The sequence below is a fragment of the Sphingomonas sp. PSPC2-2 genome (assembly GCF_049897725.1).
GTDB lineage: Bacteria > Pseudomonadota > Alphaproteobacteria > Sphingomonadales > Sphingomonadaceae > Sphingomonas.
Genome location: NZ_JAFCWU010000015.1, coordinates 35,825 through 60,272, shown reverse-complemented (window position 1 = coordinate 60,272; position 24,448 = coordinate 35,825). Strand labels below are relative to the sequence as shown.

The following is a 24,448-nucleotide window of genomic DNA, read 5'->3' as shown; positions in this document are numbered from 1 at the left end:
AGCGCACCGCCCACAGGATCACATCACCCTGGAAATGGCGCCACTTGAAATCCGTCATCGTTCCGTCCGTCCAATCTCCGCCAAGCATGCTCAAGCTTCACGATTTTTGCAACAGAGCCGGCGGGACCGCCTTCGCATCGCGCCTGTGTTCGCTATCGCGCCTGATCGGGGCAGGGATGATCGTCGCGGGCGGAATGGTGCTCGCCGCGCCAGCCTTTGCCGACGAGCATGTGCTGGCGAAGGACAACAGCGAGGTCGCCTGCACGATGTCGAAGTCGGGGCTGACCCGCGTCAGCCTCAAGGACGATCGCTTCGCCAGCGTCTCGAAGCTGACCACCGGGGTCGATACCGACGATTTCACCGTGGTCAACGAACCGACCCGGGGCGACATCTATGTGTCGGTCCCGGAAGCCTATTCTCGGCCGAACGTGTCGTTCTTCGGCACCACGTCGAAGGGCTATGTCTACAAATTCTCGTGCCGCCTCGCCGGTGACGACGCGCAGCAGGTGTTCGTCGAGAATAAGGATATCGGTGGCGCCGCGGAAACGCAGGTCGCGGCCGTCGCGGCATCGCCGCAGGAGGCGTCCGCCACGCTGGTCCAGGCGATGTTCCAGTCCGCGCCGCTCGAAGGGTTCGAGGTCAGGCCCGCGGTCACCGACCCGGTGATGATTGGCTCGCTCAAGGTCCAGATGGTCGCCGAGTATCGCGGCGCCAGCCTCGCAGGCCGCACGCTCAGGATCGAGAACCGGGGCAAGGTTCCGGTCGCGCTGGGCGAGGGAACGATCGCACCGTCGAACGCGATCGCGGTCTCGGTCGCCAACCCCAACCTCAAGCCCGGTGAAGCCACCACCGCCTATATCGTCACGCCTTCGGGCCTCGCCAACGGAGTGCGGCCATGAGCCTCAAGGACATCTTCCAGCGTAACCGTGCCAAGCAGCTCGATACCGAGCCGGAGGAGGGCGGGGACAGCGAGCTGATGGCCGGCAACGATGCCGTCCGCAAGAAGCAGCTGCTCTACCTCGGCTGTGGTGGCGCCGTCGCGCTGGTGCTGGGCTCCTGGTACGTCATGGGCGACGATGCCAAGCTGAAGCCGGTCGGCACCGACGGGAAGGAGGTGAAGATCACCACCGACGACATGGTCAACCGGAACATGTCGCAGCGTGAATGGCAGGCCGCATCCGAAGCGCAGATGCAGTCGATCAACAATCAGCTGAAGGGCGTCGACGGCCAGCGCGCGCAGATGGAGCAGTTGCAGGCGCAGATCGCCGCGCTCCAGGGCGAGAAGCAGTCGATGGCGAGCGATGGCCAGCGGGTCATGAGCGCCTATCAGCAGGAGAACGACCAGCTTCGCCAGCAGATCGCGCAGCGTAACGCCGCGCCGGCCGCGCCGGCTCCGACGCAGATGTATGGCCCCGGCCAGCCCAATTACCGCACTCCCGGCGCGCCGATGACGGCGGGCGAGGCGGCAGCGGCTGCGGTGTCGCAGTCGCGCTCGATCAAGCTGGTGTCGTTCGAGGGCGGCCCCTCGGGCACCGCGACTCGGATCTCGGGTGGCACGACCAGCTACACCGACAGCCCCAATTACCTGCCGCCCAACTCGATCGCGAAGGCGAAGGTCATCGTCGGCGTCGACGCCTCGGCGGGGGTGCAGTCGCAGACCGATCCGCTGCCGGTGATCCTGCGCATCACCGGCCCGGCGCGCTCGGTCTACCAGAACGGCAAGCTGCTCACGACGCGGATCGAAGGCTGCGTCATCAACGGCGCGGCGCGCGGCGATCTCTCTTCCGAGAAGGTCTATGTGAAGCTGCAGCGGATGACCTGTCCGCAGGCCAATGGCCGGTTCGCGGTGTCGGACGTGAAGGGCTTCATCAGCTTCGCCGGCAAGACCGGCGTGCGCGGCCGTGTCGTCAGTCGCGAGGGCTCCTTGGCGATGCAAGCTTTCTTTGCCGGGCTTGTAGGTGGTGCAGGCAATGCGCTGAACACTGCCTTCAACCAGCCACTCGCAACCTTCGAGACAGACGGCAAAGGAGGGATCAATCGCACCCCGAGCATCGGCAACGTCGGTTTGCGCGCTTTGGGCGGCGGCGCCGACGAGAGCGGTCGAACAGTTTCCAAATACCTGATCGAGCGCGCCGAACAGTACCAGCCCATCATCGAGATGCCGACCGGCATCGATGTCGAGATCGTCTTCCTCGAAGGCGTCTTCATCCAGAACTGAGCCCGGAAGGAGGCGGTCACATGGCAAATACTATCATGATCGGCGCGATGGCGGGGGCGGCGATGCTGCTGACCGGCTCGGCCGAAGCGCCGATCGGCGCGCAGGTCCAGGTCGCGCTGCAGAAGCGGCTTCCCAAGACCAAGGTCGATGCGATCGACTGCTCCAAGGTCGACGGGCTGTGCGAGGTCGTGGCGGGTGCGAACTTGTTCTACGTCGACAAGTCGGCGCGCTATCTCGTCATCGGCCGCGTCTATGACATGGAGACGCGGCAGGATCTGACCGCCGCCAAGCTGCTCGCGCTCAATCCCGATATGCTGGTGGGCGGCGCGGCGAAGGCCAATGCCACGCCCGATGCGCCCGAGGCCGGCGCGGCGCGGGCGGGTGCGCGAGTCACGACCCAGCCCGCCGTCGCCCGCACGCTCGATGTGACGCGGCTGTCGAGCAAGGGTGCGATCGTGTGGGGTTCGGGCACGCAGACGGTCACCGTCTTCTCCGATTTCCACTGCGGCTACTGCCGCGCGCTCAGTCAGGCGCTCGAGACGATGAACGTGCGCGTCATCGAGCGCCCGATCTCGGTGCTGGGAAGCCGCGAGATCGCCAACCAGGTGCTGTGCGCCCGCGATCGTCATGCGGCGGTCCGCGCGGCCTATGCGCAGAACCCGGTCCCGGCAGGCCCGAAGTGCGACACCAGCGGTCTCGATGAGAACGAGGCGTTCGCCAAGGCGCACGGCATCAACGGGACGCCCGTCATCGTCCGCTCCGACGGGGCGGTGATCGAGGGTTTCAGGCCCAAGGCCCAGCTCGTCGAATGGTTGAAGGGAGCCAAGTCGTGACCCGATCCGTGATCCGCCTGCCGGCCTGCCCGGTTTCCGACTATCGCCCGCACGCCCGCGCGAAGCGTATTGCGGCGCTGGCGACGACCGCGAGCCTGGGACTGCTCGCCAGCTGCACCACGCTGGGGACCAACATCTCGGGCAAGTTCGCGTGCGGCGCGCCCGAGGGCGGCAGCTGCTCGCCGGCGACCGTCATCGATGACAAGGCGCTGGCCGAGATCACCGGCGACAGCGGCTATCATCCGGCAGGCCCGTACCAGGCACCCGCGCGCAACAGCGGGGGAACGCAGCGGATCGCCTATGCCTCGACGCCGGTGCCGGCGCAGGCGGCGGGGGTCGGGCCGCAGAAGGTGTTGCGGATCGTGTTCCCCTCGCATGTCGACGCGGCTGGGCGCTTCCACGAGACCGCGGTCGTGCAGGCGGTGGTCGACAACGGCCAGTGGCTGGCGGCGACCGACGGCCACGGTTCGGCGCTTGCCGCGACGCAGACGCTCAACGTCAGCCCCGAGATCCTCTCGCAGCTCGGCGCGCCGATCGCCGCGCTTCCCCCGGTGCCCGCCGAGGTCGCGCAGGTCGCCGCCCCGGCAGCGGCCGCAGGTGCGGCGAGCGCGGTCGGCGCACCAAGTGCGGCAGCGGTCGCGGCCGCGCGGGCCAGGGCGCGCGACGCGGCTGCTGGCAAGGGTGTGCCGATCGCCGCGACGCAGAAGCCGGCTTCGCCCGAACTCGCGTCGAGCACGCCGGGTAACCGCCCAGCGACCTTCTCGCCGCGCGTGGAGGACTGATCGTCATGGCGAAGACCGGCTTCATAGCCCGCCTGCTCGGCGATACGCGCGCACCCGACCAGGGAACACCCTCGCATGGCGCGCCGATGCTGTCGCAGTGGCTGCCGTATCGCAGCTACGACGCGCGGCACGACCTGTTCTACCAGACCGACAGCATCGCGTTCGCGCTGGAACTCGCGCCGCTCATGGGTGCGGACGAGCGCACCGGGGAGATCATCGCGCAGATGCTGTCCGAGAGCGTCCCGCCCAGCGCGCGGGTCCAGCTGCTCGCATTCCAGAGCCCGCGTGTGGGCGCGCTGATCGCGCAATATGCGCTGCCGCGCTACAAGGCGGGCGGCATCCATCGCAAGATCGCCGAGCGGCGGTCGGCGTTCCTGCGTCACGGCGCATGGGTATCGATGTCGAAGGACGGACCGTTCCACGTCCGCAACCATCGCATCTTCCTGTCGGTCTCGATCCGTAGCGGGAAGGCGACACCGGAGGAGCTGACCGGCGTCCGCGACAGCATCGTCTCGACGCTGCAGTCGATCGACATGCCGGCAACCCGGCTGAAGCCGGTCGATCTGATCGCGCTGATCGACGACATCACCGCGCCGGCGTTCGACGTCTCCGACCACGTCTCGGAATATTCAGAACTCGATCCGATCGCCGACCAATGCGTGCGGCGCGACGTCCAGACCGTCGTCCAGGCCGACCGCCTGCTGGTATCGGTCGAGCCGCTGCGCGCGGTGACGAACCTGTCGGGCGAGACGCAGTATCAGGAGATCCGGCCCGACACGTTCGACTATCGCTTCTTCTCGGTCAGGAACCTGCCGAACCGCTGGGCGCCGTGGGACGTGCAGAAGCTGATCGGCGACATGTTCTCCGACAAGCTGCGCCCGGGGTGCCCGACTCTCACGTCGCTATGCCTGTGCTACCAGGACGAACAGGCCGCCTCGTCTAAGGCCGGTTACAAGTTCATGCGTACGTCGAGCCTGGCGGACTCGAAGTCGGCGCGGCTGCTCCCGCAGCTGAAGGACCAGAGCCGCGAATGGGAGCATGTCACCCAGGAGCTGCGTCTCGGCAAGAAGCTGGTGCAGGCCTATTATGCGGTAGGCATCATCAGCCCGAAGGGGCAGGGGGACGCTAACGAGCGCACCGTCAAGTCGATGTACAAGGCGGCCGGGTGGGACCTGCTCGACGAGCGGTTCCTCCAGATCATGGCGTTCATGTCGTGTCTGCCGATGACGCTCGGCAACGGGCTCGACAGCGACCTGAAGCGCATGAAGCGGCTGCGCACGATGCTGACCTCGACCGCGGCGAATATGCTGCCGATCCAGGGCGAGTATCTCGGCGGGCATCTGCCGCACCTGATGTTCATCGGGCGGCGCGGCCAGCCCTTCTTCTGGTCGCCGTTCGAGAACAAGGCCGGCAACCACAATGTCGCGGTGTTCGGCAAGTCCGGCTCGGGCAAGTCGGTCGCGCTGCAAGAGCTGTGCGCGGCGTTCGCCGGCGTGGGCGCCAAGATCATCGTGATCGATGACGGCCGCTCGTTCGAGCATATGGCCAAGAGCCTGGGCGGCAACTTCGTCGAGTTTCGCCTGCGCGACGGGTTCAGCCTCAATCCGTTCTCGATGATCGACGAGACGCTGGTGGCGCAGGACGAGGATTATCTCGTCGACGCGCTGGCGATGCTCAAGTCGATCATCGGGCAGATGGGCCGTCACATCGACAAGCTCAACGACACCGAGCGCGGTCTGATCGATCGTGCGGTCAACCAGGTGTGGGAGGCCAAGGGCAGGGGAGGGTGCGTCGACGACGTGATCGAGGCGCTCGGCTCCGACGGCTCTGTGCAGGGGACGGATCTCGCGATCGCGATGTTCCCGTTCTCGGGAAAGGGCACCTACGGCAGCTTCTTCACCGGTGAGGCGTCGGTGGACATGTCGAACGCGCTAACGGTGTTCGAACTCTCGGACCTGTCGAGCCGCGAGGAACTGCGCTCGGTCGTGCTGACCGCGATCATGTTCATGTCGTCGCAGACGATGCGCCGGATGGACCGCCAGATCCCCAAGGCGCTGCTGATCGACGAGGCGTGGCAGATGCTGCGCGGTGGGTCGATGGCCGATTTCGTCGAGACCTACAGCCGAACCTGCCGCAAATATGGCGCCTCGCTCATCACCGCGACGCAGAGCCTCAACGACTATTACAAGTCGGAAGGGAGCCTCGCGGCGCTGGAGAACTCCGACTGGTCGGTCATCCTGATGCAGAAGCCCGACACGATCTCGGACTTCCAGAAGCACGGCCGCTTCGACATGGACCCCTACACCGAAAGCCTGCTGCGTTCGCTGAAGCGCAACGGCGCGGAATATTCCGACATCCTCATCAAGGGGCCGGAATCGATGGCGGTCGGGCGGCTCGTCCTCGATAAATATTCGGCGACGCTCTATTCCTCCAGCCCGCAGACCTTCGCCGATATCGAGCATCTGATCGACCTCGGCTGTTCGATGGACGAGGCGATCGAACGCGTCGCCTTCCCCGAGGAATATCGCGACAATCCTCCGGGCGAGCCCTGGGTGGAGGCGGCGGAATGAACGCCTTCACGCACGAGCGCGACTGGCGTACGCCGACCGCGACCGACTGGAAACGCACGGGCACGCGCGCGATCGGCGACGCCTGCTACATCCTGTTGCGGGTGTCGGGCTGGATGGCGATGACGCTGCTCGCGACCTTCGGCGTCGCGATCCTGTTCTTCCTGATGCTAGGCGACTTCACCGCGCTCGGCTTCTTCTCGCAGGTCGCCAACCTCGGCACGCGCTTCGTCGCGGCCGACCAGGCACGCCGCGCGGCGTTCGGCGACCAGCTGTTCGTCGTGTGGCTGGTCGCGTTCGGCATCGTCGCCGTGACCCGCGTGCGCCTGCTCGGCGCGATCATCACTTCCACGAAAGGCCCCCGTCATGGTTGATGTTCTCGATCGTCCCGAGGTCGCGTCCGCGGCGGTGCAACCGTCCGCTCCGGCCCCGGCACCCCGTGATGACGCTGCCGGTGCGGCACCGCGCCGTCCGGTCGCGGACAAGGTGGATCGCCGCAAGCCGCAGGGCCTGCCCGTCATCGCCTATGTCGCGGTCGCGCTGGCGGTCGCGGTACTGCTCTGGGGGGCGTGGGTGACCAAGCATCTCCTTGCCCCGCCCGCGACCGTGCCGATGGCGAGCGTCCGGCTCGAAGGCATCGTCTCGGAATATGTCCAGGCGCAGAGCCACAGTAACGGCCAGCCCCAACAGGTGGCCGCGCAGACCCAGGCCTTCATGTCCGCGCTCGACGACGAGATGAAGAAGGTCGGCGCGAGCGGCACCACCGTCCTCGTCGGCGAGGCGGTCCTCTCGAAGAACGTCCCCGATATCACCGACCAGATCCGCCGCGCGGTCTTCGCGCGCGTGCCGCTCCCCGCGGCCGCGCCGAACACCCCGGCCGGTCCCGCGGTCGGTGCGATGCTTCCCCAAGCCTCCGGGAACGTCGCGCCGGCCGCGCCAGGGGCGGCGGTCCCGACCGCTTCGCCGTTCGGGCCTGCGCCGGTCTCGCCGGTCGAGGCGACGGTCACCCAGTCCGCGCCGGGAGGGGTCGATGGCAGCGGCAACTGAGGCGCTGGCGCGGGTCGGTCATGCGGCTCCCACGGCGGTTGACGTCGCCGGGGACCGCGCGGCCCGCAAGGCGCTGATCGTCAAGCGGGTCCGCCAGTGGAGCGCGGTCGCGCTGCTCGGGATCGTGTGGGGCGGCTACAACTCGATCGCCGCGTGGCGCGAGACGCACGCCTTCATGATAAACGCGAGCGAGAGCCTCCCCAACTGGGCGTTCTTCATCCAGCGCGGCCGCGTGCCCGCCAAGGGCGACTATGTGTTCTTCGCGCCGCCCGAGGGCGAGCTGGTGCGCCGCCACTTCGGACCGGATTCGGGACCGTTCGGCAAGCGCGTGATCGGCGAGGCCGGGGCGCTGGTCGAGCATCGCGGGAAATGGGTCTATGTCGACGGCGTCCGCGTCGCGCACATGAAGCCGCGCTCGCGCTTCGGCGAGGTGCTGACGCCGGGACCGGTCGGGCGCGTTCCCGAGGGCTGCTATTATGTCGGCACCGCACACCCCGACGGGTTCGACAGCCGCTACGGCGAGATCGGCTTTGCCTGCGCGAAGCAGATCATCGGCACCGGGACGCCGATCCTGTGATCCGGCGCGCGGGCCTTTTCGGCGGAACCCTGGGCGTGGCGCTGGTCGCCTCGTCGTCCTGGCCGATCGTGCAGGGCGCGCTCGCAAAGGATCACGGCGTGATGGGCCAGACCTGGGCGATCGCCGAGCCGGATCTGCTGGCGACGATCGATACCCGGCTGAAGACGCTGCAGGCCAATGGCGGCATCGAGCGCATGCAGACGGCGCTGCGTGAAAAAACCGAGGAACGTGTCCGCAACCCGATCCCCGTCGCCGGCATCGGCGCGGTGCGCGAGAGCCGCAGCTGGACGTTCGACCCGACGATCGTGCTCGATCAGGACATCCAGGACCAGAAGGGCCGGCTCGTCGCGCGCGCCGGGCAGCGGGTCAATCCGCTGTCGTTCGTCGCGATGAAGACCGACCTCGTGTTTATCGACGGCCGCGACGATGCGCAGGTCGACTGGGCGCTGAAGCGGTGGACCGCGCAGAATGCCAAGATCATCTTCGTCGCCGGCTCGCCGTTCAACCGCATGGGCGAGAAGAAGCGCCGCTTCTTCTTCGACCAGCAGGGCAAGCTCACCAGCCATTTCGGGATCGCGCGCGTCCCCGCCGTGGTCGAACCGGCGGGCCAGGTGCTCAAGATCAGCGAGATCGAGATGTCGGGAGCGGGCGCATGATGTGGCTCGATATTCTCAGGACGCCGATGGCCGCGCCCGAGACGCCGGCCCTCAAGGCGATGCGGCTCGCGATCCTGTGGTCGGCGATCGGGCTGGCGATCGCCATCTGCGCGTTGCAGCCGCTGCGCGCGGTGCTCGGCGCCGGGGCAGGGGGCGCGCTTGCCGGACTGGTGCTGGCGCTGGTCGTGCTGGTGCCGGTGTATGTGATCGCCAAGAACCGGGCCGATAACGCTTTCCTTGACGCAAGCCTCGCGGCGCAGCCGGACGGGGAGGGCAGGGCATGACGACTGAGCGCATCAGCCTGATCGCGCGCTACGCGCTTCTGTGTGTCGCGGCAGTCGGCTTCGGGTGGACATATGTTCTCGCCATATTCGCGCTGTTCCCGGCCTGGATGTTCTTTCCCGTCGTCGCCTTGTCGATGGTCGTATCGATCGCGACCGTGGCGTTGCTCTCGAGCGTCCCTGCGCTGCTGTTCCTGTCCCGCGTGCATTGCGAGATCGAGTCCCTCGTACGAAGGCTTCTCGGGGGCCGTGCCGATCCGGTGACCGCCGCGTCGATCGGAAACGAAATCGATGTCGTCCTTGCCGAAAGCGGGCGGACGATATCGGTTGGCAAACGCCGTGCGCTGGTGCGCGCGCTGGCCGATCAGTCGATAAGCTTCGATGGACGCGACCGCGCCCGGATGGTGCCCCTGGTCATCGCTTTCTCCGAGGAGCCCGGCGCATGATCCGCCGCCTGCTCACCCTGCTCGGCATGATCGCCGCGTTCGCGCTGCTGCCGGCGCCGGCGAGCGCGCTCCCGGCCAACTGCACCGGCAAGTTCGTCAACCCGATCACCGACGTCTGCTGGTCGTGCCTGTTCCCGCTGTCGGTGGGCGGCGCGCACATCTGGCCGGGGAGCCGACCCGATACCAAGAACCCAAGCCTGCCGGTCTGTGCGTGCGGTTCGCCGATCCCGCGCATCGGCATCTCGATCGGCTTCTGGGAACCGGCGCGGCTCGTCGATGTGACCACCAAGCCGTGGTGCTTCCCGAATCTCGGCGGACTTCGCCTCAATCCGGGGCTCGATATCGGGCAGGGCCAGTATACCGGGCCGAAGATCGCGGGCGGTACGACCCAGAACAGCGCCAACTGGCAGGCGCATTATTACGTCTACCCGCTGCTCTACTGGATGGAGATCCTGACCGACTTCCTGTGTTTCGAGCAAGCCTCGTTCGACGTCGCCTATATGACCGAGATCGATCCGCTCTGGAACGACGACGTGCTGACCACGCTCATCAATCCCGAGGTCGCGCTGTTCAACAATCCGATCGCGGTCGCCGCCTGCGCGGCCGACTGCGTCGCGGCGAGCGCGAAGCTGCCGATCGACCCGATGTTCTGGTGCTCGGGCTGCAACGGCTCGATGTTCCCGATGAACGGCAATATCGCGGCGCATAATTCGCCGGTCCAGTCCTCGCGCCTCGCGGCCGAGCGGCTCCTGTTCAAGATGCACCGGCAGGGGCTGGCCTGGGGCACCGCTGGATCGAAGGCGCTCTGCAACAAGTACGTCATGCCGATCCTGAAGAAGTCGCAATACCGCATCCAGATGACCAACCCGACGCCCACGGTGAGCGGCAAATATGCCTGCTCGCCGATCGGCGCGACGACGCTCCCGCCCGACGCGGGCCGGGCCTTCCCCGTCAAGGGCGAGGACTTCGGCTACCTGCTCTGGCGCAAGCGCAACTGCTGCATGCTGTGAGGACCTGACATGAAGAAGCTCCTCCTTTCCGCGCTGGCCATCGCCTCGATCGGCACCGGCTGCGCCGTTCTCGCCCAGACCGTCGAGGGGCTCGATCTCGACGCGATCCGCGCGCGATCGGCCAAGTCCGAACAGGACGCGACCGCGCTAGTGAACGAGGTGGAGCGGCGCGGCGACGCGTTCCGCAAGGATGCGCAGACCGTGCAGGCGGTCGCGCTGGAGCAGATGCGCACGATCGACAAGGCGAGCCTGCCCAGGGGGCCGGCGGGTGCGGTCGACTTCGACGAGATGATCCACGCCGCGTCCGCCAACCTCAAGGAGAACCAGGGCACTGCGCCGCAGTTCATGGTGTTCGTGTCCACCTCGATGCCCGAACAGGCGCTGAAGCGGATCATCGCCGATACCTCGGCCGCTGGCGGTGTCGTGGTGTTCCGGGGCTTCCCCGGTAATTCGGGGAAGGCGTTCATCGCCGCGCTCTCCAGGGTGGTCGAGAAGGACCAGCAGTTCGCCTCGATCGGGATCGACCCGCGCCTGTTCCGCGCGTTCGACGTGACCGCGGTCCCGACGATGGTGGTCTCGTCGAGCGATTTCACGCCGTGCGACGGCCTCACATGCAAGACGACGCCGCCTCCGTTCGATCGCATCGAGGGCAATGTCACGGTGCGCTACGCGCTGGAGACGTTCGCGGGCGAGAACGGTCCCGGCGCGCTGGTCGCGCGGACCGCGCTCGCCAACCTCGGCCGGAATCCCTGAACCATGCGGGGGGGCCGCATCCTGATCGGTCTTCTGGCGCCGGTTCTGGCAGCGCAGGCGCTCGCCCAGGTCCAGTCCACCCAGCAGGCCCAGCAGGGCGTCGGCGACTTCTACGGCCTGGGCGATTACACCTACTTCAGCGACACGACCCCCAAGCCCACCCCGACCCCCACACCCACATCCGCGCCGGTCGCCAAGACGACGGTGACCAGCGTCCCCGAGCCGAGCGCGGCTGTCGCGCGGACAACCGCCAGCTCGGCCCGCACGGCGCAGCCCGCGGCATCGAGCAATGCGGCAGCGGCCGAGCCGAGCGCGCAGTCGAGCAGTTCAACCTACACTTACCCCAAGGGGGATATGGCGGGTGCACGCGCCGAGGCGAAGGCCCTCGCGACGCCGGCGCGTCAGGCTTCGGGCGGCATCATCTCCTCGACCGATTTGCCCTCCACCATCCCGGGCTTCAGCAGCGGCCCGCAGCCCGGCGAAGCCTATGCCGACGATCCCGATGCGCTGATCGCCGCGGGCGGGTCGGCTGCAGGCGCGAACGAGGCGTGGCAGCTCGTCACCGATCCGGGCCGCAAAGTCGTGACTGTGCCTGCCGGCGATCTCACGCGCGCGCAGGACGTCGAGAAGGACCCGAACAGCTATCTCGCCGGTCAGTCGGTGGGCGGCACGGAAAGCAGCTGCAAGCCGCTGCCACCCAATGGCACCACCGATTATTACGAGGCGACCTGCAACAAAGGCGCGAAGCTCGAGGAAACCCCGGCGACCTGCACGGGCAGGATGGACCCGGTAATCGTCGATACATTGCGGTACTTCTACTACGGCGTGCGCGACCAGAACGAGGGCAACGGGTTCGCCCGCAACAGCGTGATGCAGGCCAAGGTCAGTGCCGGCATTTGCCGGGTCGAGGCGGGGACGCCGCATATCTGCGATGCGCAGATCGAATTGGGGGCGGGCGGCGGCAACGTCGAAGACTATCGTCGCTGGTGCAAGAGCCTGTCCTCAATGCGCACCACCGCGCAGCTTTATTCGTGCTCGGCCGAAATCCCCCAGGCGGAGATCCCGGCGCACCAGAATTACGCGACCGGCACAGTGTATCTCAGGAAGGAAGGTACGCGCGAGATCACGCTAAAGCGCAACGAGGGAAGCTGTCCGGCGCTGGTGGCCGACACCGCCTGCACCGCGACGGGACCGGAGGTCTGCTCCGAGGGGCCTGAGACGCGGATCATTGACGGTGTGTCGGTCACGGCATCGTGCTGGGCGTGGTCGCGCCCGTTCACCTGCCAGCGCATCACCCAGGCGTCCGATTGCAGCGATCTGGAGAACGGCGGAAAATGCACGTTCCTGCGTGACGAGTGCCTCGACGATCCGCAGGTTGGTGCGTGCCAGGTAACCACGAAGGTCTACAAATGTCCGGTTCCGTCGCCTCCGACGAACGATCCAAAGCAATATATCTGTGGTGACGACGTCTACTGCATCGACGGTGAGTGTGAGCCGGTCGAGCGCGAGGCATCGACCGAGTTCAAGGACGCCGTGGTCGGGCTGCACGCGCTGGGCCAGGCCAATGCCGAATTCGACCCTGATACGCTGACGCTGTTTTCGGGCAAGCGGCAGACCTGCCACAAGCCGGTGTTCGGGCTGGTCAACTGCTGCGCTGGCAAGGCGTCGGGCCTCATCACCACGGCTGCCGGCGCGGCCGCGATCGCGGGCGGGCCGGTGGCGATCGCCGCGCTCGCGACGCCATTCCTCACCATGTTTATGTGCTCGAACGACGAGAAGCTTCTCGACGTGCAGGACCGCATGGGGATGTGCCACAAGCTGGGCGACTATTGCTCGGACAAGGTGCTGGGCATCTGCACATCGAAATCGACGGCCTATTGCTGCTTCGAAAGCAAGCTGTCGCGCATCCTGCAGGAACAGGGACGCCCGCAGATCAACAAGCCGTGGGGCAGCGCCAAGAAGGAAACCTGCAAGGGGTTCACGCTCGACGAATTCTCGCGGCTCGACCTGTCGGTGATGGATTTCACCGAGGTCTATGCCGAGTTCGTCGACGCCGCGAAGCTGCCCGACGAGATCGAAACCTCGCGCCAGATCCAGGAGCGGATCAAGGCCTATTACGACGCGAAGAAGAGCAAATGACCGGCGTGACGCAACTGTCGGACCATCGTCCCTTTCCCGACCTGTCGGTCGCGGAATTTGCGGTCCTGATCGCGCTCCTGCGCGCCGGACCGCACCCGGCCGGGTTCCTTATCCCGACGCTCGACAGCTGGTTCGATACGAAGCTGTGCGTGGCCGATCTCGAACCGACGATCGCGCGGCTGATCCGCGCCAACCTCATCCTGCGCCGGGGCGAGACGCTCTACCCGCGCCGGCACGCCCGCAACCTCATCATCGGGGTGTACGGCAACCTGTTCCGCATCCTCGCAGACGACATGGCGCAGCTCGTGTCGCTTCAGGAGCCGTCGCTCCTCGGGACGCTCAAATCCTACCTCACCCGCCGCGAACAGGAAGATCGCGAAAAGCAGAAACAGAAGGACGACTGACATGCGCAAGGCCCTGACCCTCGCTCTCATCCTCTCGGTCGCGTCGCCCGTGCTGACGCCGGCGACGGCGCAGGACCTGACGCCGCTGCCGGATTCGGTGTCCTCCACCCGCGATGCCGGTGACGACGGCCGCGATGGCGGCCAGGACAGCTATGGCAGCGCGGACGATCTGGGATCGGCCGACCGCGTCGCGGCGCAGACCGGGGACGACTTCTACTGCCGCGAGCGGCGGCTCGGCACCTGGTTCTATTGCGACAAGCCGAAGGCCAGGCCCGCCGAGCAGCGATCGGCGCAGCCCGCGCGGTCCTCGGCCGAGCAGCTTGCGGCGATCTCGAAGCAGCTGGAGGAGCTGAAGGCGCGGGCGATCCTCGAGCCGACGCCCGAGAACATCAGCCATTATATCGCTTTCCAGCGCGAGCAGCTTGATCGTGCCTCCTCTTTCGCGGACATGTGGCAGCGTACGATCTGGCAGAACCCGGACCTCGACTACACGCTCCAGCGCCCGGTCAACCAGCTGGGCAAGCGGACCTGGCTCGATAGCCGTAATGCGGATCGAGAGCGCGTGCTGTCGCGGATCTCGCAGCGGTACGGCGTGTTCTATTTCTACTCGTCGGCCTGTGCTGCGTGCGAAACCTTCGGGCCGATCATGCGCAGTGTGTCGGATCGCTTCGGCCTGACCGTCATGGCAATCTCGCTCGATGGCGGGCCGACCCGCGCCTTCCCGAACTATACGGTCGACACCGGCCAGTACAAGGCGATGGGCATGCGCGGCCAGCAGGTGCCCGCGCTTGTGCTGTTCGACACTGTCACCAAGCAGCCCATGCCGATCGGCTACGGCGTGATGGCGGCCGACGAAGTGATGAACCGCATCTTCACACTGACCAGCGTCAAGCCCGGGAGTGACTTCTGATGGTCCGCTCGATCGTCCGCTTCTGCGCCGCGGTTCTCGCGCAGGCCAGCATGATCCTCGCGATTGGAGGTCTCGTCGCTACGCCGGCGATGGCCGACGTCCAGGGCGAGATGAACAGCTATTTCAACAAGTCGGGCGCGGCCGCGAACGTGACCGGCCCGACCGCTTTCCAGGGTCAGTCGGCGGGCTATTATTCGGGTGGTTCGCTGTGGAGCCGCTTTCCGCAGAAGTCGATCAACCCGGTCAGCGTCGCGCTTCCCAGCGCGCGTGGCGGCTGTGGCGGCATCGACCTGTTCGCGGGGTCGTTCTCGTTCATCAACGCCGATGAGATCGTGGCGATGCTGAAGGCGACCGCCAACAACGCGATCGGCTTCGCGTTCCAGCTCGCGATCGACAGCATCTCCGCGCAGATCGGCGGGGTGATGAAGGACATGAGCCAGCGCGTGCAGCAGCTGAACGCGTTCAACATGTCCTCTTGCGAGGCGGCGCAGCAGGCGATCGGCTCGCTGTGGCCGGCGATGGACGGGGCGTCCTCGACGATCTGTCAGCAGGTCGGCGGGGCGAAGGGCTTCTTCTCCGACGCGGCCGCGGCGCGTCACGGCTGCACCAACAAGGGCGAGCGGGAGTCGACGATCGCCAAGGCCGGTGACGATGCCGAGCTGGTCCAGTCGAAGAACTACACCTGGTATGCGCTGAACGCCAAGAGCGCGACCAAGCCGTCCCGCGAATATGCCGAGTTCCTCATGACGATGGTCGGTACGATCATCTACGATGCGACCAAGGCCAAGGACAGCATGGGCGCGTTCCAGTTCATCGCGCCGGCCAGCTGGGACACCTATCAGGCGCTGCTCGACGGCACCGCCTCGGCGCCGACTGACGTGTGGCAGTGCGACACCACTGACGACAAGGGGTGTCTGAAGCCCACGCCTACCAAGCTGAGCATCTCGACCAACGAGGCGCTGCGTACGCGCGTCCTCAAGGCGATGGACAGCATGTCGGGCAAGATCCGGTCAAATGCCGCGCTGTCGGGCGATGAGATCGCGCTGTTGGGCATGACCTCGATCCCGCTCTACAAGATCCTTGTCGTCAACGAGGCGGCGCACATGGGCCTGTCGGGCGGCGATCGCGCGACGCTCGCCGAGATGGTCGCGATCGACATGCTGATGTCGATGCTCGACCGGATGCTGGACACGATCTCGCAGGCGCAGGCGGGCGCGAAGTTCGTCTCGACCGACGAATTCAAGGCGTGGCGCGCCCAGGTCGACAGCGTGAAGACCGAGCTGTCGCGGCGCAGCGAGAAGATGGCCGGGCAGATCTCCAATACCTACCGGGTGATCCAATACACCCAGTTCATGGAATCCACCCTCAAGAACACCATGAGCCCGCAGCTGTCGGCATCGCTCCGGTTCGGACGCGGGCTCAGCGCTCAGGGCTTGCGGTAACGCGGCGGCAAGGGAGCGACGGCGATGCTCGAAGTCTTCACGATCGGCGGGGGCGAATATATCGTCAACGTCTTCAACGCGGTCGCGGCATGGACCGGGGGCGGGGGCTATCGCTCGATGCTCCAGGTTGTGATGGTGATGGGCTTCATCTACTCGCTGTTCGTCGTCGCCTTCTCGCTCGACTGGCGGGCGTGGTTCAACTGGTTCCTGCAGTCGACGCTCATCTACATGATGCTGATGGTCCCGACCGTCACGGTGAAGGTGACCGACCGGATCAACCCCGCGCTCGCGCCGGCGGTGGTGGACAATGTGCCGCTGGGTCTGGGAGTGATGGCCTCCTTCACCAGCCAGGTCGGCGACTGGATGACGCGCTCGGCCGAGACCGTGTTCGTGATGCCGAACGCGCTCGCGCTGACCAACAACGGCATGATCTACGGCGCGCGGTTGATGGACAAGGCGCGCACGTTCCAGATTACCGACAGCGTGTTCCGCGCGAACCTCGACGAGCACCTGAAGCAGTGCACTTTCTATGATGTGCTGCTCGGCTTCAAGGCGATGGACGATCTCACCAAGACGAACAATCTGTGGCAATCGATCGGACCTGGGTCGCCGGCGCGCAGCCAGCGGTGGATTACCTCGACCGGTCCGGGCACCACCGAAAACTCGATCATCCCGTGCAACGAAGCCTATTCGCGGATGGATGGTCAGTGGCAGGCTGCCTACGACAAGGATCTGCTGCCGTTCGCGAAGAGTGCATATCCCGGGATCGCCGATACGGTCGCGGCCCAGCGCATCCGCGATGACCTGCCGATCGTGGCGGCGCAGATGCACGGGTCGCCGACCGACGCCTATTCCTACCTGAAGCAGATCTCGATGATCGACGCGTTCCTGGCCGCGCGCGAGAGTTTCTCGGATGCCGGTTGGGATGCCTATGCGTCGCAGCGCGCGGACGCACAGGCCAAGAACACCTACACCTCGATCGCGACGCAGGCGATGACCTGGGTGCCGCTCCTCGGCATCGTCCTGACGGTCGTGTTCTACGCGATGTTCCCGGTGCTGTTTCCGCTGTTCCTGTTCCCCAGGACGGGCCTGCAGACGCTCAAGGGCTATGCGACCGGGTTCTTCTACCTCGCGTCGTGGGGGCCGCTCTACGTGATCCTGCACATGTTCGTGATGAGCAGGGCGGCGAGCCTCTATCATGCAGCATCGCCGACCGGGCCGACGCTGCTGGTCTCCGACGGAATGGCGAGCGTCAATGAATCGATCTCGACGCTCGCCGGCTTCCTGATGATGAGCGTGCCGTTCATCGCGGGCGGCATGGCGCGCGGGGCGATGGCGATCGCGGGGCATGCGACCTCGATGCTGCAACCGGCGCACAGCGCGGCCGAGCAGGCGGCGACCGAGCGCACCACCGGCAACTATTCGTATGGCAACACCTCGTTCCAGAACCTCACGTCGGGCATGACCCAGGCGAACAAGTTCGACGATCAGCCCAAGTTCAATTCGGGCTATTCGGTCGGCACGTTCACCAACGCCGACGGTGGCGTGACCTACGGTTTCGCGGACGGGACCAATGCGTTCGACACGCGCCAGGGCATCTCGAACCTCGCGTTCACGCCGACGCGCACCGCAGGGTTCGACAGCAGCATGAGCCGCGCGCTCTCGGACGGGCAGACGCACACTCAGTCGCTTCGTAGCGCCGCCTCGCAGTCGTGGAACGCGACGGCGACGACGGCGACGGATCTGCTGTCGGCCGCTGAGCATCGTCGGGGAAGTTCGACCGAGACGGGGTCTGGGTTCAATAACAGTGTCGCTCGAATGACTGATCTATCGAGGAGTCTTTCGCACGGCCTTACGAGCCGCTTTGGTTTTAGTGAGGCCGATAGCCAGCAAGTGGCGCGGATATCGCAAACCACAGGCGACGGTCATGCAGGAATCGATTATCTGATCAAAAAGTGGGGACTGTCTGGCAAGGCTGGTCTGGGACTGAAGCTTTCGTCCATGTCAGCTGAAAATACTGGCAGAACAGTTTCTAGCGACCAAGCGTTGGGCGAATTGCAAGAGTATCTTACCAAAGAAACGAATACGACGCAGGCTCGTTCAGCTCGCGATGAATTCATGCGCGAAACCAGCACGAGCGGAGATAGCGAGGTTCGGTCGCTGTCGCAGAAGCTGGGCGTAAGCGTCGGGGAATCGCGGTCGGCGTCGTTGGAAGCAACTCGAGCCGAAGAGACGTTCCAGCGCGTCAGCAATGATGTCAGGGAGGCCTCGGCGCGGGGTTGGTCGCTCAACCGGAACGAGAGCCAGGAGTTTGTAGTGTACGCTCAGGAGCGGTTGCTAGGCGACGATACGCTGTCGCAGTTCGGGTGGACGCCGGGGATGGTGATGCCCCGCACCCCGCAACAGGAACAGGTGCGCGATATCCTGCTTGGTGAGTTCATGGAGCGCCGCGTTGCATCGGTCCGCGACGAATTGGGTGTAAGCGTGCCTGAGCGCCTGTCCGGGCAGCTGCATGGCCCTGCATCGGCGACACCGGGTGCAGTACAACAATGGGGTAATGAGCGCGCCGCCGGCGTCAGGGCGCAAGGGCCGGATGTATCGATCCGCGAGAGTTCGCGCGATCTCGATCTGGCCGGCAATGTCGCTGACGCGATTCCGAACGCATCAGCGCGCATCACGCGCGGCGCGTTCGAGGTCGGCAACGGCGTCGACGACGCGAGAGGGACGGCGGGTCAGCTCGGTGACCATGTCCGGGAGCGCAACGACGCGTGGATCACGACGACACTTCCCGGTGTCGAGGGCGCGCGCAACTGGGTCCGTGACAACCTCGGTATAGGCGCTGGCACCAGCCATGTATACGAAGTCCCCCGCGGTGAGCGGGCAATGTTGCCGATCTCTGGGCGGCTGAGTTCAGGAATGGGTGGTCGGATTGACCCGGTCACCGGCGAGCCGGGACGGCATCACCGTGGCGTGGATATTGCAGCACCAGCAGGGACAGAAATCCGTGCGCCAGCCTCGGGTCAGGTCATACGAAACGACTTCCAGGCCAACGGCGCCGGCAATTATGTAGTCCTGCAGCATGGCGACGGCTCACAGAGCAAATACTTCCACATGCAGGATCGGTCGGCTTTTCAGGTTGGAAGTACCGTCCAGGCTGGGGCGGTGATCGGGCGTGTTGGCAGCACCGGAAAATCGACCGGGTCGCATCTTCACTACGAACTGTGGAAAGATGGCGCTCCGGTCGACCCGCGTAGATTTCAGCTTAGGAACTGAAAGGTGAGAGAAAAAATCCGCAGATAATAAGCGCCGCGATCAAGAACAAAGGCCACGCAGGACCGTCAGCATTGGGGAAAGATATATCGTCGCTGTCAGTGCTGGTAGAACCCTCGGTGATTAGCTCCCGCCCACGGTGCGTCATTGGATCGAGTAAATTATCAGGGTTGAAGTATAGCGAATGGTTGGCAGTGCTGCCCCAGTCCATCTGGCCAGTTTCGTGGTTCAACATGGCCGCTCCTTCCTCAATCCGTGGCTGACCGTGATGGTCAGAATTAGGCTTGCAAAGTCTAGCATATCGGATTGAGTTTGGCGAGGATTTTCACCCGTACTGACGGAGTGGGCACGGTGGAGCAGGACGGCGAAAACCCGCGCACGATCGAACGCTACGAGGCGCTGCTGCGCGAGCATCTGCTGTTCTACGATGCGCTGCGTTTGCGCGAGCGTCGGCCGAGGAGCGCGGCGCAGCGCCAGTTCCAGGACGTGGCGTGGGGGAAGGCCGCGCCGGTCACCGATCACGAGCTCGCCTATGTCTGGCACTTGAAGGCGCGTAGGATCGCGCCGTTCAACATTCCGGTGCCGGCACCGCATATCGACGACGTGATGGCCGGATTCGACGTCGGCGCGCGGCCGGTGAGTGGCGACGTTGGCACGAAATGGGATAATGCCTGGCGCGAGTATCGCGGTGGCCGGGAGTTCTTCTAGCCTGGGCACGATGAAGGAGCCGGACCGATCTGCAACCGATATCGGCTGAGCGCCAAACAGGCCGCGGTGACGCGGGCGGTCGGTTTCGAGCCGCCTTATCCCGAGGACGAGACCTACCCGGTGCCGCGCGAGATCTTCCCGACGGGCAAGAAGACAGCGCGCTACGGACTGGTCGTCAGGCGGGCAGGGGAGGGTAACCGCCCGCTTGAGCCGATCGCGATGGAATGGGGCTTCCCGACCAAGGTAGCGAGCAAGCGCGACCCGGCGGTCAAGCTGGACAAGTTCGTCACCAATGCGCGGTATCTCTCATCGTCGATGTGGAAGCCGTCGATCGCCAATCCCGATCGGCGCTGCCTGGTCCCGTTCACGCACTTCGCCGAGCCGCATCCCGAGGGCGGGAAGGGCGACGATGGCAAACCCCGCCAGATGTGGTTTTCGCTGCCCGACCAGCCCATCGCCTTCTTCGCCGGTCTGTGGCGGCCGACCGAGCGCGGCGATGCCTATGCCTTCTGCACCACCTCTCCCAACGCCACCGTCGATCCCTGGCATCCCAAGGCAATGCCGGCGATCCTTCACCCTCGCGATTTCACGGCATGGCTCGACGGCAGCTATGAAGACGCCCTGAAGCTCGTCCGCCCCTATGAGGGCGAGATGAGCGCGCAGGAGGCAACTCCCGATGGCGGCGCGACGTGAACCGGGCTAAGGCCGGTCCAATCATTCACCACCGGGACGTGTTCATGACGACGACATCCGATCTGGCCGAACAGCTCTCCAATACCCATGGCCTCGCAAAGGCGGACGCCAGGAAGGTCATCGATGCGATCCTTGCGAACATCACCGCGGCTGTCGCGACCGGCGAGGAAGTCAGCCTCAACGGGTTCGGCAAGTTCAAGCTGAAGGACACCCCAGAGCGCCAGGGGCGCAACCCGTCGACGGGCGAGGCGATCACGATCGCGGCGTCACGCAAGCTGACGTTCGCGCCGGCGAAGGCGGTCCGCGATCGGATGAACGGCAAGTGATAAACGGGCCAGGGTTTTAGAACGCTGGCCTAAACTGAGGGGACTTCATGGCCGATACCGCAGCCGACTACCGCGCGAGGGCAGCGGCCGATCTTGCCGAGGCGCAGCAGCTCGTTCTCCCCCATGCTCGGGACCGTATGCTGCATTCGGCCGATCGCTGGTCGAAGATGGCTGATGCGGCCGATCGCCGTGTCCGGTAAGGAAAGCACGACGGTCGCGCTCGACGTGGCTAACTGGTCAGCGGTCCAGGCAATGGTCGAGCGTCTCGACGACAGGGCTGTGATAGCGATCTACGAGCTGGCCGAAGGCGCTGGTCCGGTCGCGGACCTCGCGGCCGCACAGATGGAAAAACGCAACCTCGACTATTGAGCCAAGTTAAGAGTTCGGCCGCTGGTTAAGCCGCTGTTGCCGACCCGGCACAAGCCACGTTCCTGTTGTTGCTGCCACTTAGAGAAGACACATTCGTCGCCAGATAGAACTGACACACCGTTGGTAGCAGCGGGGGCAGCGTGGAGCCATCCACAAGCGCAGCGCTGACCCCGCTGATGCGGTGAGTTCTGAGAGGGCTACGGACCCGCTGCGCCAGCAGCGGGCCCGGTCACGCTAGAACAGCAGGCAGTGAGGCAGGTTCCTGAGGCGGCGTGTTCCGATCTCGGCCCGCGTATTCGGCCAGTCCACGCGCGACGAGTTCCGTGTTGGGAAGGCGCGGTCCACGCTTCAGCTTGGGCGTGCAGAGCGTGCGGCGATCCACCTTCGATGCAGTCGGAGCAGCCGAGGCGGCGAACATACCGCCAGTCTGGGCGGTCCGCGCCGGCTCGTTGTTGTTCCGCTTGCGGTGGTGTGGTGCCGTTTCCTGCAGGAGCCGCGCCATCGCCAGCGCCGCGTCGAGATGCTTGTTGTCGACCACCGCTGCCTGGTTCACCCGCTGCATCTTGTCGAACACGCGATAGGGCAAGGCCTGCCCGTCGTTGAGAACGGCGGTGGAATAGTCGGCCACGGTAGCGGCGGGATAGGTCCGCTGCGGGCGGCGTAAAAGTCGTCCACCTTGAAGCCTTTCTGCTTGGCAGGGAGGACTGGGGATTTTCAGCGTGGAACTCTATCTGAAGGTACGTCTGGCTTGCGCGGAAGGGCTGAGCCAGCGGAGCGCGGCGAAGCGTTTCAATGTGTCGCGCGACACGGTTCGCAAGATGCTGTCGTTTTCAGCGCCGCCCGGTTACCGGCGCCAGGCAGCGCCTTGCCGTCCGAAGCTGGACGGGTTTGTAGCGATCATCGATGGCTGGCTTGACGGGGACCGGGGCGTTCCGCGCAAGCAGCGCCATACGGCGAAGCGAGTGTTCGACCGGCTTCGCAAAGAGCATGGTTTCACGGGCGGCTATACGATCATCAAGGATTACATCCGGGAGCGAGAGCAGCGCAGCCGGGAGATGTTCGTGCCGCTGGCGCACCCGGCGGGAGATGCGCAGGCCGATTTCGGGGAGGCGCTGGTGGAGATTGGCGGGGTGGAGCAGAAGGCCTACTTCTTCGCGCTCGATCTGCCGCACAGTGACGCTTGCTATGTGCGGGCCTATCCGGCGGCGGTGGCGGAAGCCTGGGTGGACGGACACGTCCATGCCTTCGCGTTCTTCGGCGCGGTGCCGCGCTCTATCGTCTACGACAACGATCGCTGTCTTGTTGCGAAGATCCTGCCCGACGGCACGCGGCAGCGTGCAACGCTGTTCAGTGGCTTCCTGTCGCATTACGTGATCCGCGACCGCTATGCCCGCCCGGGCAAGGGGAACGAGAAAGGCAATGTGGAAGGGCTGGTAGGCTATTGCCGGCGCAACTTCATGGTTCCGATCCCGAAGTTTCCGACATGGGAGGCGTTCAACCTTTGGCTCGAGGACCAGTGCCGCAAGCGCCAGCAGGACAAGGTGCGCGGGGAGAGCGAGACGATCGGCGAGCGGCTGCAGCGAGATCTCGCGGCCATGCAGCCTCTGCCCGCCACCCCCTTCGAGGCCTGCGATCAGACGAGCGGACGGGTCTCTTCGCAATCTCTGGTCCGCTACAAAACCAACGATTACTCGGTTCCGGTGGCCTGGGGCCATCAGGAGGCCTGGATCAGGGCTTATGTCGATGAGGTGGTGATCGGATGCCGCAGCGAGGTCATCGCCCGTCATCCTCGTTGCTATGCGCGCGAGGAGGTCATCTTCGACCCGCTCCATTATCTCCCGCTGATCGAGCAGAAGATCAACGCATTCGACCAGGCCGCCCCTTTGCAGGGCTGGAACCTGCCTGAAGCGTTCGGGACGCTGCAGCGGTTGATGGAAGGACGCATGCACAAACATGGCAGGCGCGAATATGTACAGGTGCTGCGCCTGCTGGAAACGTTCACCATCGCGGATCTCCAGGCGGCAGTGGAACAGGCCATCGAACTTGGCGCCATCGGCTTCGATGCCGTCAAGCACCTCGTCCTGTGCCGGGTCGAACGCGTGCCGCCCAGGCTGGACCTGGACGTCTATCCCTTCCTGCCACGCACCACGGTCGAGAAGACCGTTGCCAGAGCCTATATGAGCCTGCTGTCCGACAGGCAGGAGGCCGCATGAGCGATCAGGCCCCGGAGATCCTTCTCGCTCACCATCTCAAGGCACTCAAGCTGCCTACGTGCCTGCGAGAGCATCACAAGCTCGCCCGGCAATGTGCCGCTGAAGGCGTCGATCATATCCGCTTCCTCGCCCGTCTCGTCGAGATGGAGATGATCGACAGGGAGCGTCGCATGGTCGAGCGGCGCATCAAGGCCGCGCGCTTCCCCGCCGTCAAAAGCCTCGACAGCTTCGACTTCGCCGCCATCCCCAGGCTCAACAAGATGCAGGTGCTCGAGATGGCGCGGTGCGAGTGGATCGAGCGGCGTGAGAACGCCATCGCTCTGGGGCCATCGGGCACCGGAAAGACGCACGTAGCTCTGGGGCTCGGACTTGCAGCATGCCAGAAAGGACTGTCGGTCGGCTTCACTACCGCGGCGGCGCTGGTCAGCGAGATGATGGAAGCGCGCGACGAGCGGCGTCTCCTGCGCTTCCAGAAGCAGATGGCCGGATACAAGCTGCTCATCATCGACGAACTGGGCTTCGTGCCGCTCTCAAAGACTGGTGCCGAACTGCTGTTCGAGCTGATCTCCCAGCGTTACGAACGCGGCTCCACCTTCATTACCAGCAACCTGCCCTTCGACGAATGGACCGAAACCTTCGGATCCGAACGTCTCACCGGCGCGCTCCTCGACCGGCTGACCCATCACGTCAGCATCCTGGAGATGAATGGCGAAAGCTACCGTCTCGTCCATAGCCGCGCGCGCAAGTCCAAAACCAACCCCTGAAAATCGAGCCAACGCCCGGGGGAGTGGCCCTCGGGCTACG

Annotated in this window: 26 protein-coding genes; 25 read left to right on the top strand and 1 reads right to left on the bottom strand. The window is 65.4% G+C overall.

What is annotated here, in order from left to right; all coding sequences use genetic code 11:
• Positions 1-176: 176 nt before the first annotated feature.
• From ACP7BY_RS19715 to ACP7BY_RS19605, 23 genes are all read left to right on the top strand, one after another.
• Positions 177-899, top strand: a complete 723-nt coding sequence (locus tag ACP7BY_RS19715; RefSeq protein ID WP_426288311.1) for a type-F conjugative transfer system secretin TraK — start codon at positions 177-179, stop codon at positions 897-899.
• The gene (locus tag ACP7BY_RS19710) at positions 896-2,218 is read left to right on the top strand and encodes a TraB/VirB10 family protein (RefSeq protein ID WP_007406327.1); all 1,323 of its coding nucleotides are present in this window, start codon (positions 896-898) and stop codon (positions 2,216-2,218) included. The genes ACP7BY_RS19715 and ACP7BY_RS19710 overlap by 4 nt, the downstream gene beginning before the upstream one ends.
• A gap of 20 nt (positions 2,219-2,238) precedes the next feature.
• The gene (locus ACP7BY_RS19705) at positions 2,239-3,051 is read left to right on the top strand and encodes a DsbC family protein (RefSeq protein ID WP_066282721.1); all 813 of its coding nucleotides are present in this window, start codon (positions 2,239-2,241) and stop codon (positions 3,049-3,051) included.
• The gene (locus ACP7BY_RS19700; RefSeq protein ID WP_010409254.1) at positions 3,048-3,833 is read left to right on the top strand and encodes a conjugation transfer protein; all 786 of its coding nucleotides are present in this window, start codon (positions 3,048-3,050) and stop codon (positions 3,831-3,833) included. Before ACP7BY_RS19705 ends, ACP7BY_RS19700 begins: the two co-directional genes overlap by 4 nt.
• 5 nt (positions 3,834-3,838) lie before the next feature.
• Positions 3,839-6,403, top strand: coding sequence for a type IV secretion system protein TraC (gene traC, locus ACP7BY_RS19695; RefSeq protein ID WP_007406319.1), 2,565 nt, complete (start codon positions 3,839-3,841; stop codon positions 6,401-6,403).
• Positions 6,400-6,774, top strand: a complete 375-nt coding sequence (locus tag ACP7BY_RS19690; RefSeq protein WP_024310622.1) for a hypothetical protein — start codon at positions 6,400-6,402, stop codon at positions 6,772-6,774. Before traC ends, ACP7BY_RS19690 begins: the two co-directional genes overlap by 4 nt.
• Positions 6,767-7,447: a TrbI F-type domain-containing protein gene (locus ACP7BY_RS19685; RefSeq protein ID WP_024310621.1), complete on the top strand. Its 681-nt coding sequence runs from the start codon at positions 6,767-6,769 to the stop codon at positions 7,445-7,447. Before ACP7BY_RS19690 ends, ACP7BY_RS19685 begins: the two co-directional genes overlap by 8 nt.
• Complete coding sequence (locus tag ACP7BY_RS19680) at positions 7,431-8,024, top strand: S26 family signal peptidase (protein WP_024310620.1); 594 nt, start codon at positions 7,431-7,433, stop codon at positions 8,022-8,024. The genes ACP7BY_RS19685 and ACP7BY_RS19680 overlap by 17 nt, the downstream gene beginning before the upstream one ends.
• Entirely contained in the window at positions 8,021-8,680 is a 660-nt protein-coding gene (gene traW / locus ACP7BY_RS19675; protein WP_024310619.1) for a type-F conjugative transfer system protein TraW, read from the top strand. Before ACP7BY_RS19680 ends, traW begins: the two co-directional genes overlap by 4 nt.
• On the top strand, positions 8,677-8,964 hold the full coding sequence (locus ACP7BY_RS19670) for a hypothetical protein (RefSeq protein WP_007406328.1): 288 nt from the start codon (positions 8,677-8,679) through the stop codon (positions 8,962-8,964). The genes traW and ACP7BY_RS19670 overlap by 4 nt, the downstream gene beginning before the upstream one ends.
• Entirely contained in the window at positions 8,961-9,407 is a 447-nt protein-coding gene (locus ACP7BY_RS19665; RefSeq protein WP_007406338.1) for a hypothetical protein, read from the top strand. The genes ACP7BY_RS19670 and ACP7BY_RS19665 overlap by 4 nt, the downstream gene beginning before the upstream one ends.
• Entirely contained in the window at positions 9,404-10,417 is a 1,014-nt protein-coding gene (gene traU, locus ACP7BY_RS19660; protein ID WP_066282719.1) for a conjugal transfer pilus assembly protein TraU, read from the top strand. Before ACP7BY_RS19665 ends, traU begins: the two co-directional genes overlap by 4 nt.
• Positions 10,418-10,426: 9 nt before the next feature.
• On the top strand, positions 10,427-11,170 hold the full coding sequence (gene trbC / locus ACP7BY_RS19655; RefSeq protein WP_066674860.1) for a type-F conjugative transfer system pilin assembly protein TrbC: 744 nt from the start codon (positions 10,427-10,429) through the stop codon (positions 11,168-11,170).
• A 3-nt stretch (positions 11,171-11,173) separates the two neighbouring features.
• Entirely contained in the window at positions 11,174-13,309 is a 2,136-nt protein-coding gene (locus ACP7BY_RS19650; RefSeq protein WP_426288308.1) for a conjugal transfer protein TraN, read from the top strand.
• Complete coding sequence (locus ACP7BY_RS19645; RefSeq protein ID WP_007406345.1) at positions 13,306-13,713, top strand: hypothetical protein; 408 nt, start codon at positions 13,306-13,308, stop codon at positions 13,711-13,713. The genes ACP7BY_RS19650 and ACP7BY_RS19645 overlap by 4 nt, the downstream gene beginning before the upstream one ends.
• Before the next feature lies 1 nt (position 13,714).
• A complete protein-coding gene (traF, locus tag ACP7BY_RS19640) occupies positions 13,715-14,623 on the top strand; it encodes a conjugal transfer protein TraF (protein ID WP_066282994.1) in 909 nt (302 codons plus the stop codon).
• Positions 14,623-16,065: a conjugal transfer protein TraH gene (locus tag ACP7BY_RS19635; RefSeq protein WP_007406347.1), complete on the top strand. Its 1,443-nt coding sequence runs from the start codon at positions 14,623-14,625 to the stop codon at positions 16,063-16,065. Before traF ends, ACP7BY_RS19635 begins: the two co-directional genes overlap by 1 nt.
• A gap of 24 nt (positions 16,066-16,089) precedes the next feature.
• Positions 16,090-19,338 carry a conjugal transfer protein TraG N-terminal domain-containing protein gene (locus ACP7BY_RS19630; protein ID WP_007406358.1) on the top strand — a complete coding sequence of 1,083 codons (3,249 nt, stop codon included), beginning with the start codon at positions 16,090-16,092 and terminating at the stop codon, positions 19,336-19,338.
• A 348-nt stretch (positions 19,339-19,686) separates the two neighbouring features.
• Positions 19,687-20,043 (top strand): hypothetical protein, encoded by a 357-nt coding sequence (locus ACP7BY_RS19625; protein WP_007406320.1) that lies wholly within the window; start codon positions 19,687-19,689, stop codon positions 20,041-20,043.
• A gap of 27 nt (positions 20,044-20,070) precedes the next feature.
• The gene (locus tag ACP7BY_RS19620; RefSeq protein ID WP_283214574.1) at positions 20,071-20,736 is read left to right on the top strand and encodes an SOS response-associated peptidase family protein; all 666 of its coding nucleotides are present in this window, start codon (positions 20,071-20,073) and stop codon (positions 20,734-20,736) included.
• 44 nt (positions 20,737-20,780) lie between these two features.
• The gene (locus tag ACP7BY_RS19615) at positions 20,781-21,062 is read left to right on the top strand and encodes an HU family DNA-binding protein (protein ID WP_010409234.1); all 282 of its coding nucleotides are present in this window, start codon (positions 20,781-20,783) and stop codon (positions 21,060-21,062) included.
• A 47-nt stretch (positions 21,063-21,109) separates the two neighbouring features.
• A complete protein-coding gene (locus ACP7BY_RS19610) occupies positions 21,110-21,262 on the top strand; it encodes a hypothetical protein (protein ID WP_007406311.1) in 153 nt (50 codons plus the stop codon).
• Complete coding sequence (locus tag ACP7BY_RS19605) at positions 21,237-21,431, top strand: hypothetical protein (protein WP_007406362.1); 195 nt, start codon at positions 21,237-21,239, stop codon at positions 21,429-21,431. Before ACP7BY_RS19610 ends, ACP7BY_RS19605 begins: the two co-directional genes overlap by 26 nt.
• Before the next feature lie 229 nt (positions 21,432-21,660).
• Here ACP7BY_RS19605 and ACP7BY_RS19600 read toward each other — a convergent pair whose 3' ends face one another.
• On the bottom strand, positions 21,661-22,059 hold the full coding sequence (locus ACP7BY_RS19600) for a hypothetical protein (RefSeq protein ID WP_206378521.1): 399 nt from the start codon (positions 22,057-22,059) through the stop codon (positions 21,661-21,663).
• A gap of 91 nt (positions 22,060-22,150) precedes the next feature.
• Here ACP7BY_RS19600 and istA point away from each other — a divergent pair, with 91 nt between their 5' ends.
• Together istA and istB are read left to right on the top strand one after the other, a co-directional pair.
• Positions 22,151-23,644, top strand: a complete 1,494-nt coding sequence (gene istA / locus ACP7BY_RS19595; protein ID WP_170170676.1) for an IS21 family transposase — start codon at positions 22,151-22,153, stop codon at positions 23,642-23,644.
• Complete coding sequence (gene istB, locus ACP7BY_RS19590; protein ID WP_170170677.1) at positions 23,641-24,408, top strand: IS21-like element ISSsp5 family helper ATPase IstB; 768 nt, start codon at positions 23,641-23,643, stop codon at positions 24,406-24,408. Before istA ends, istB begins: the two co-directional genes overlap by 4 nt.
• Positions 24,409-24,448 lie beyond the last annotated feature (40 nt).

Bases quoted from the DNA above. Each gene is read 5' to 3' on its own strand.
- ACP7BY_RS19630 (WP_007406358.1), top strand. From the start codon at position 16,090: ATGCTCGAAGTCTTCACGATCGGCGGGGGCGAATATATCGTCAACGTC.
- ACP7BY_RS19705 (WP_066282721.1), top strand. From the start codon at position 2,239: ATGGCAAATACTATCATGATCGGCGCGATGGCGGGGGCGGCGATGCTG.
- ACP7BY_RS19710 (WP_007406327.1), top strand. From the start codon at position 896: ATGAGCCTCAAGGACATCTTCCAGCGTAACCGTGCCAAGCAGCTCGAT.
- ACP7BY_RS19610 (WP_007406311.1), top strand. From the start codon at position 21,110: ATGGCCGATACCGCAGCCGACTACCGCGCGAGGGCAGCGGCCGATCTT.
- ACP7BY_RS19615 (WP_010409234.1), top strand. From the start codon at position 20,781: ATGACGACGACATCCGATCTGGCCGAACAGCTCTCCAATACCCATGGC.
- traF (WP_066282994.1), top strand. From the start codon at position 13,715: ATGCGCAAGGCCCTGACCCTCGCTCTCATCCTCTCGGTCGCGTCGCCC.
- ACP7BY_RS19665 (WP_007406338.1), top strand. From the start codon at position 8,961: ATGACGACTGAGCGCATCAGCCTGATCGCGCGCTACGCGCTTCTGTGT.
- ACP7BY_RS19635 (WP_007406347.1), top strand. From the start codon at position 14,623: ATGGTCCGCTCGATCGTCCGCTTCTGCGCCGCGGTTCTCGCGCAGGCC.
- ACP7BY_RS19680 (WP_024310620.1), top strand. From the start codon at position 7,431: ATGGCAGCGGCAACTGAGGCGCTGGCGCGGGTCGGTCATGCGGCTCCC.
- ACP7BY_RS19650 (WP_426288308.1), top strand. From the start codon at position 11,174: ATGCGGGGGGGCCGCATCCTGATCGGTCTTCTGGCGCCGGTTCTGGCA.
- ACP7BY_RS19690 (WP_024310622.1), top strand. From the start codon at position 6,400: ATGAACGCCTTCACGCACGAGCGCGACTGGCGTACGCCGACCGCGACC.
- ACP7BY_RS19670 (WP_007406328.1), top strand. From the start codon at position 8,677: ATGATGTGGCTCGATATTCTCAGGACGCCGATGGCCGCGCCCGAGACG.
- istB (WP_170170677.1), top strand. From the start codon at position 23,641: ATGAGCGATCAGGCCCCGGAGATCCTTCTCGCTCACCATCTCAAGGCA.
- traU (WP_066282719.1), top strand. From the start codon at position 9,404: ATGATCCGCCGCCTGCTCACCCTGCTCGGCATGATCGCCGCGTTCGCG.
- ACP7BY_RS19605 (WP_007406362.1), top strand. From the start codon at position 21,237: ATGCGGCCGATCGCCGTGTCCGGTAAGGAAAGCACGACGGTCGCGCTC.
- ACP7BY_RS19645 (WP_007406345.1), top strand. From the start codon at position 13,306: ATGACCGGCGTGACGCAACTGTCGGACCATCGTCCCTTTCCCGACCTG.
- ACP7BY_RS19685 (WP_024310621.1), top strand. From the start codon at position 6,767: ATGGTTGATGTTCTCGATCGTCCCGAGGTCGCGTCCGCGGCGGTGCAA.
- traC (WP_007406319.1), top strand. From the start codon at position 3,839: ATGGCGAAGACCGGCTTCATAGCCCGCCTGCTCGGCGATACGCGCGCA.
- trbC (WP_066674860.1), top strand. From the start codon at position 10,427: ATGAAGAAGCTCCTCCTTTCCGCGCTGGCCATCGCCTCGATCGGCACC.
- ACP7BY_RS19715 (WP_426288311.1), top strand. From the start codon at position 177: ATGATCGTCGCGGGCGGAATGGTGCTCGCCGCGCCAGCCTTTGCCGAC.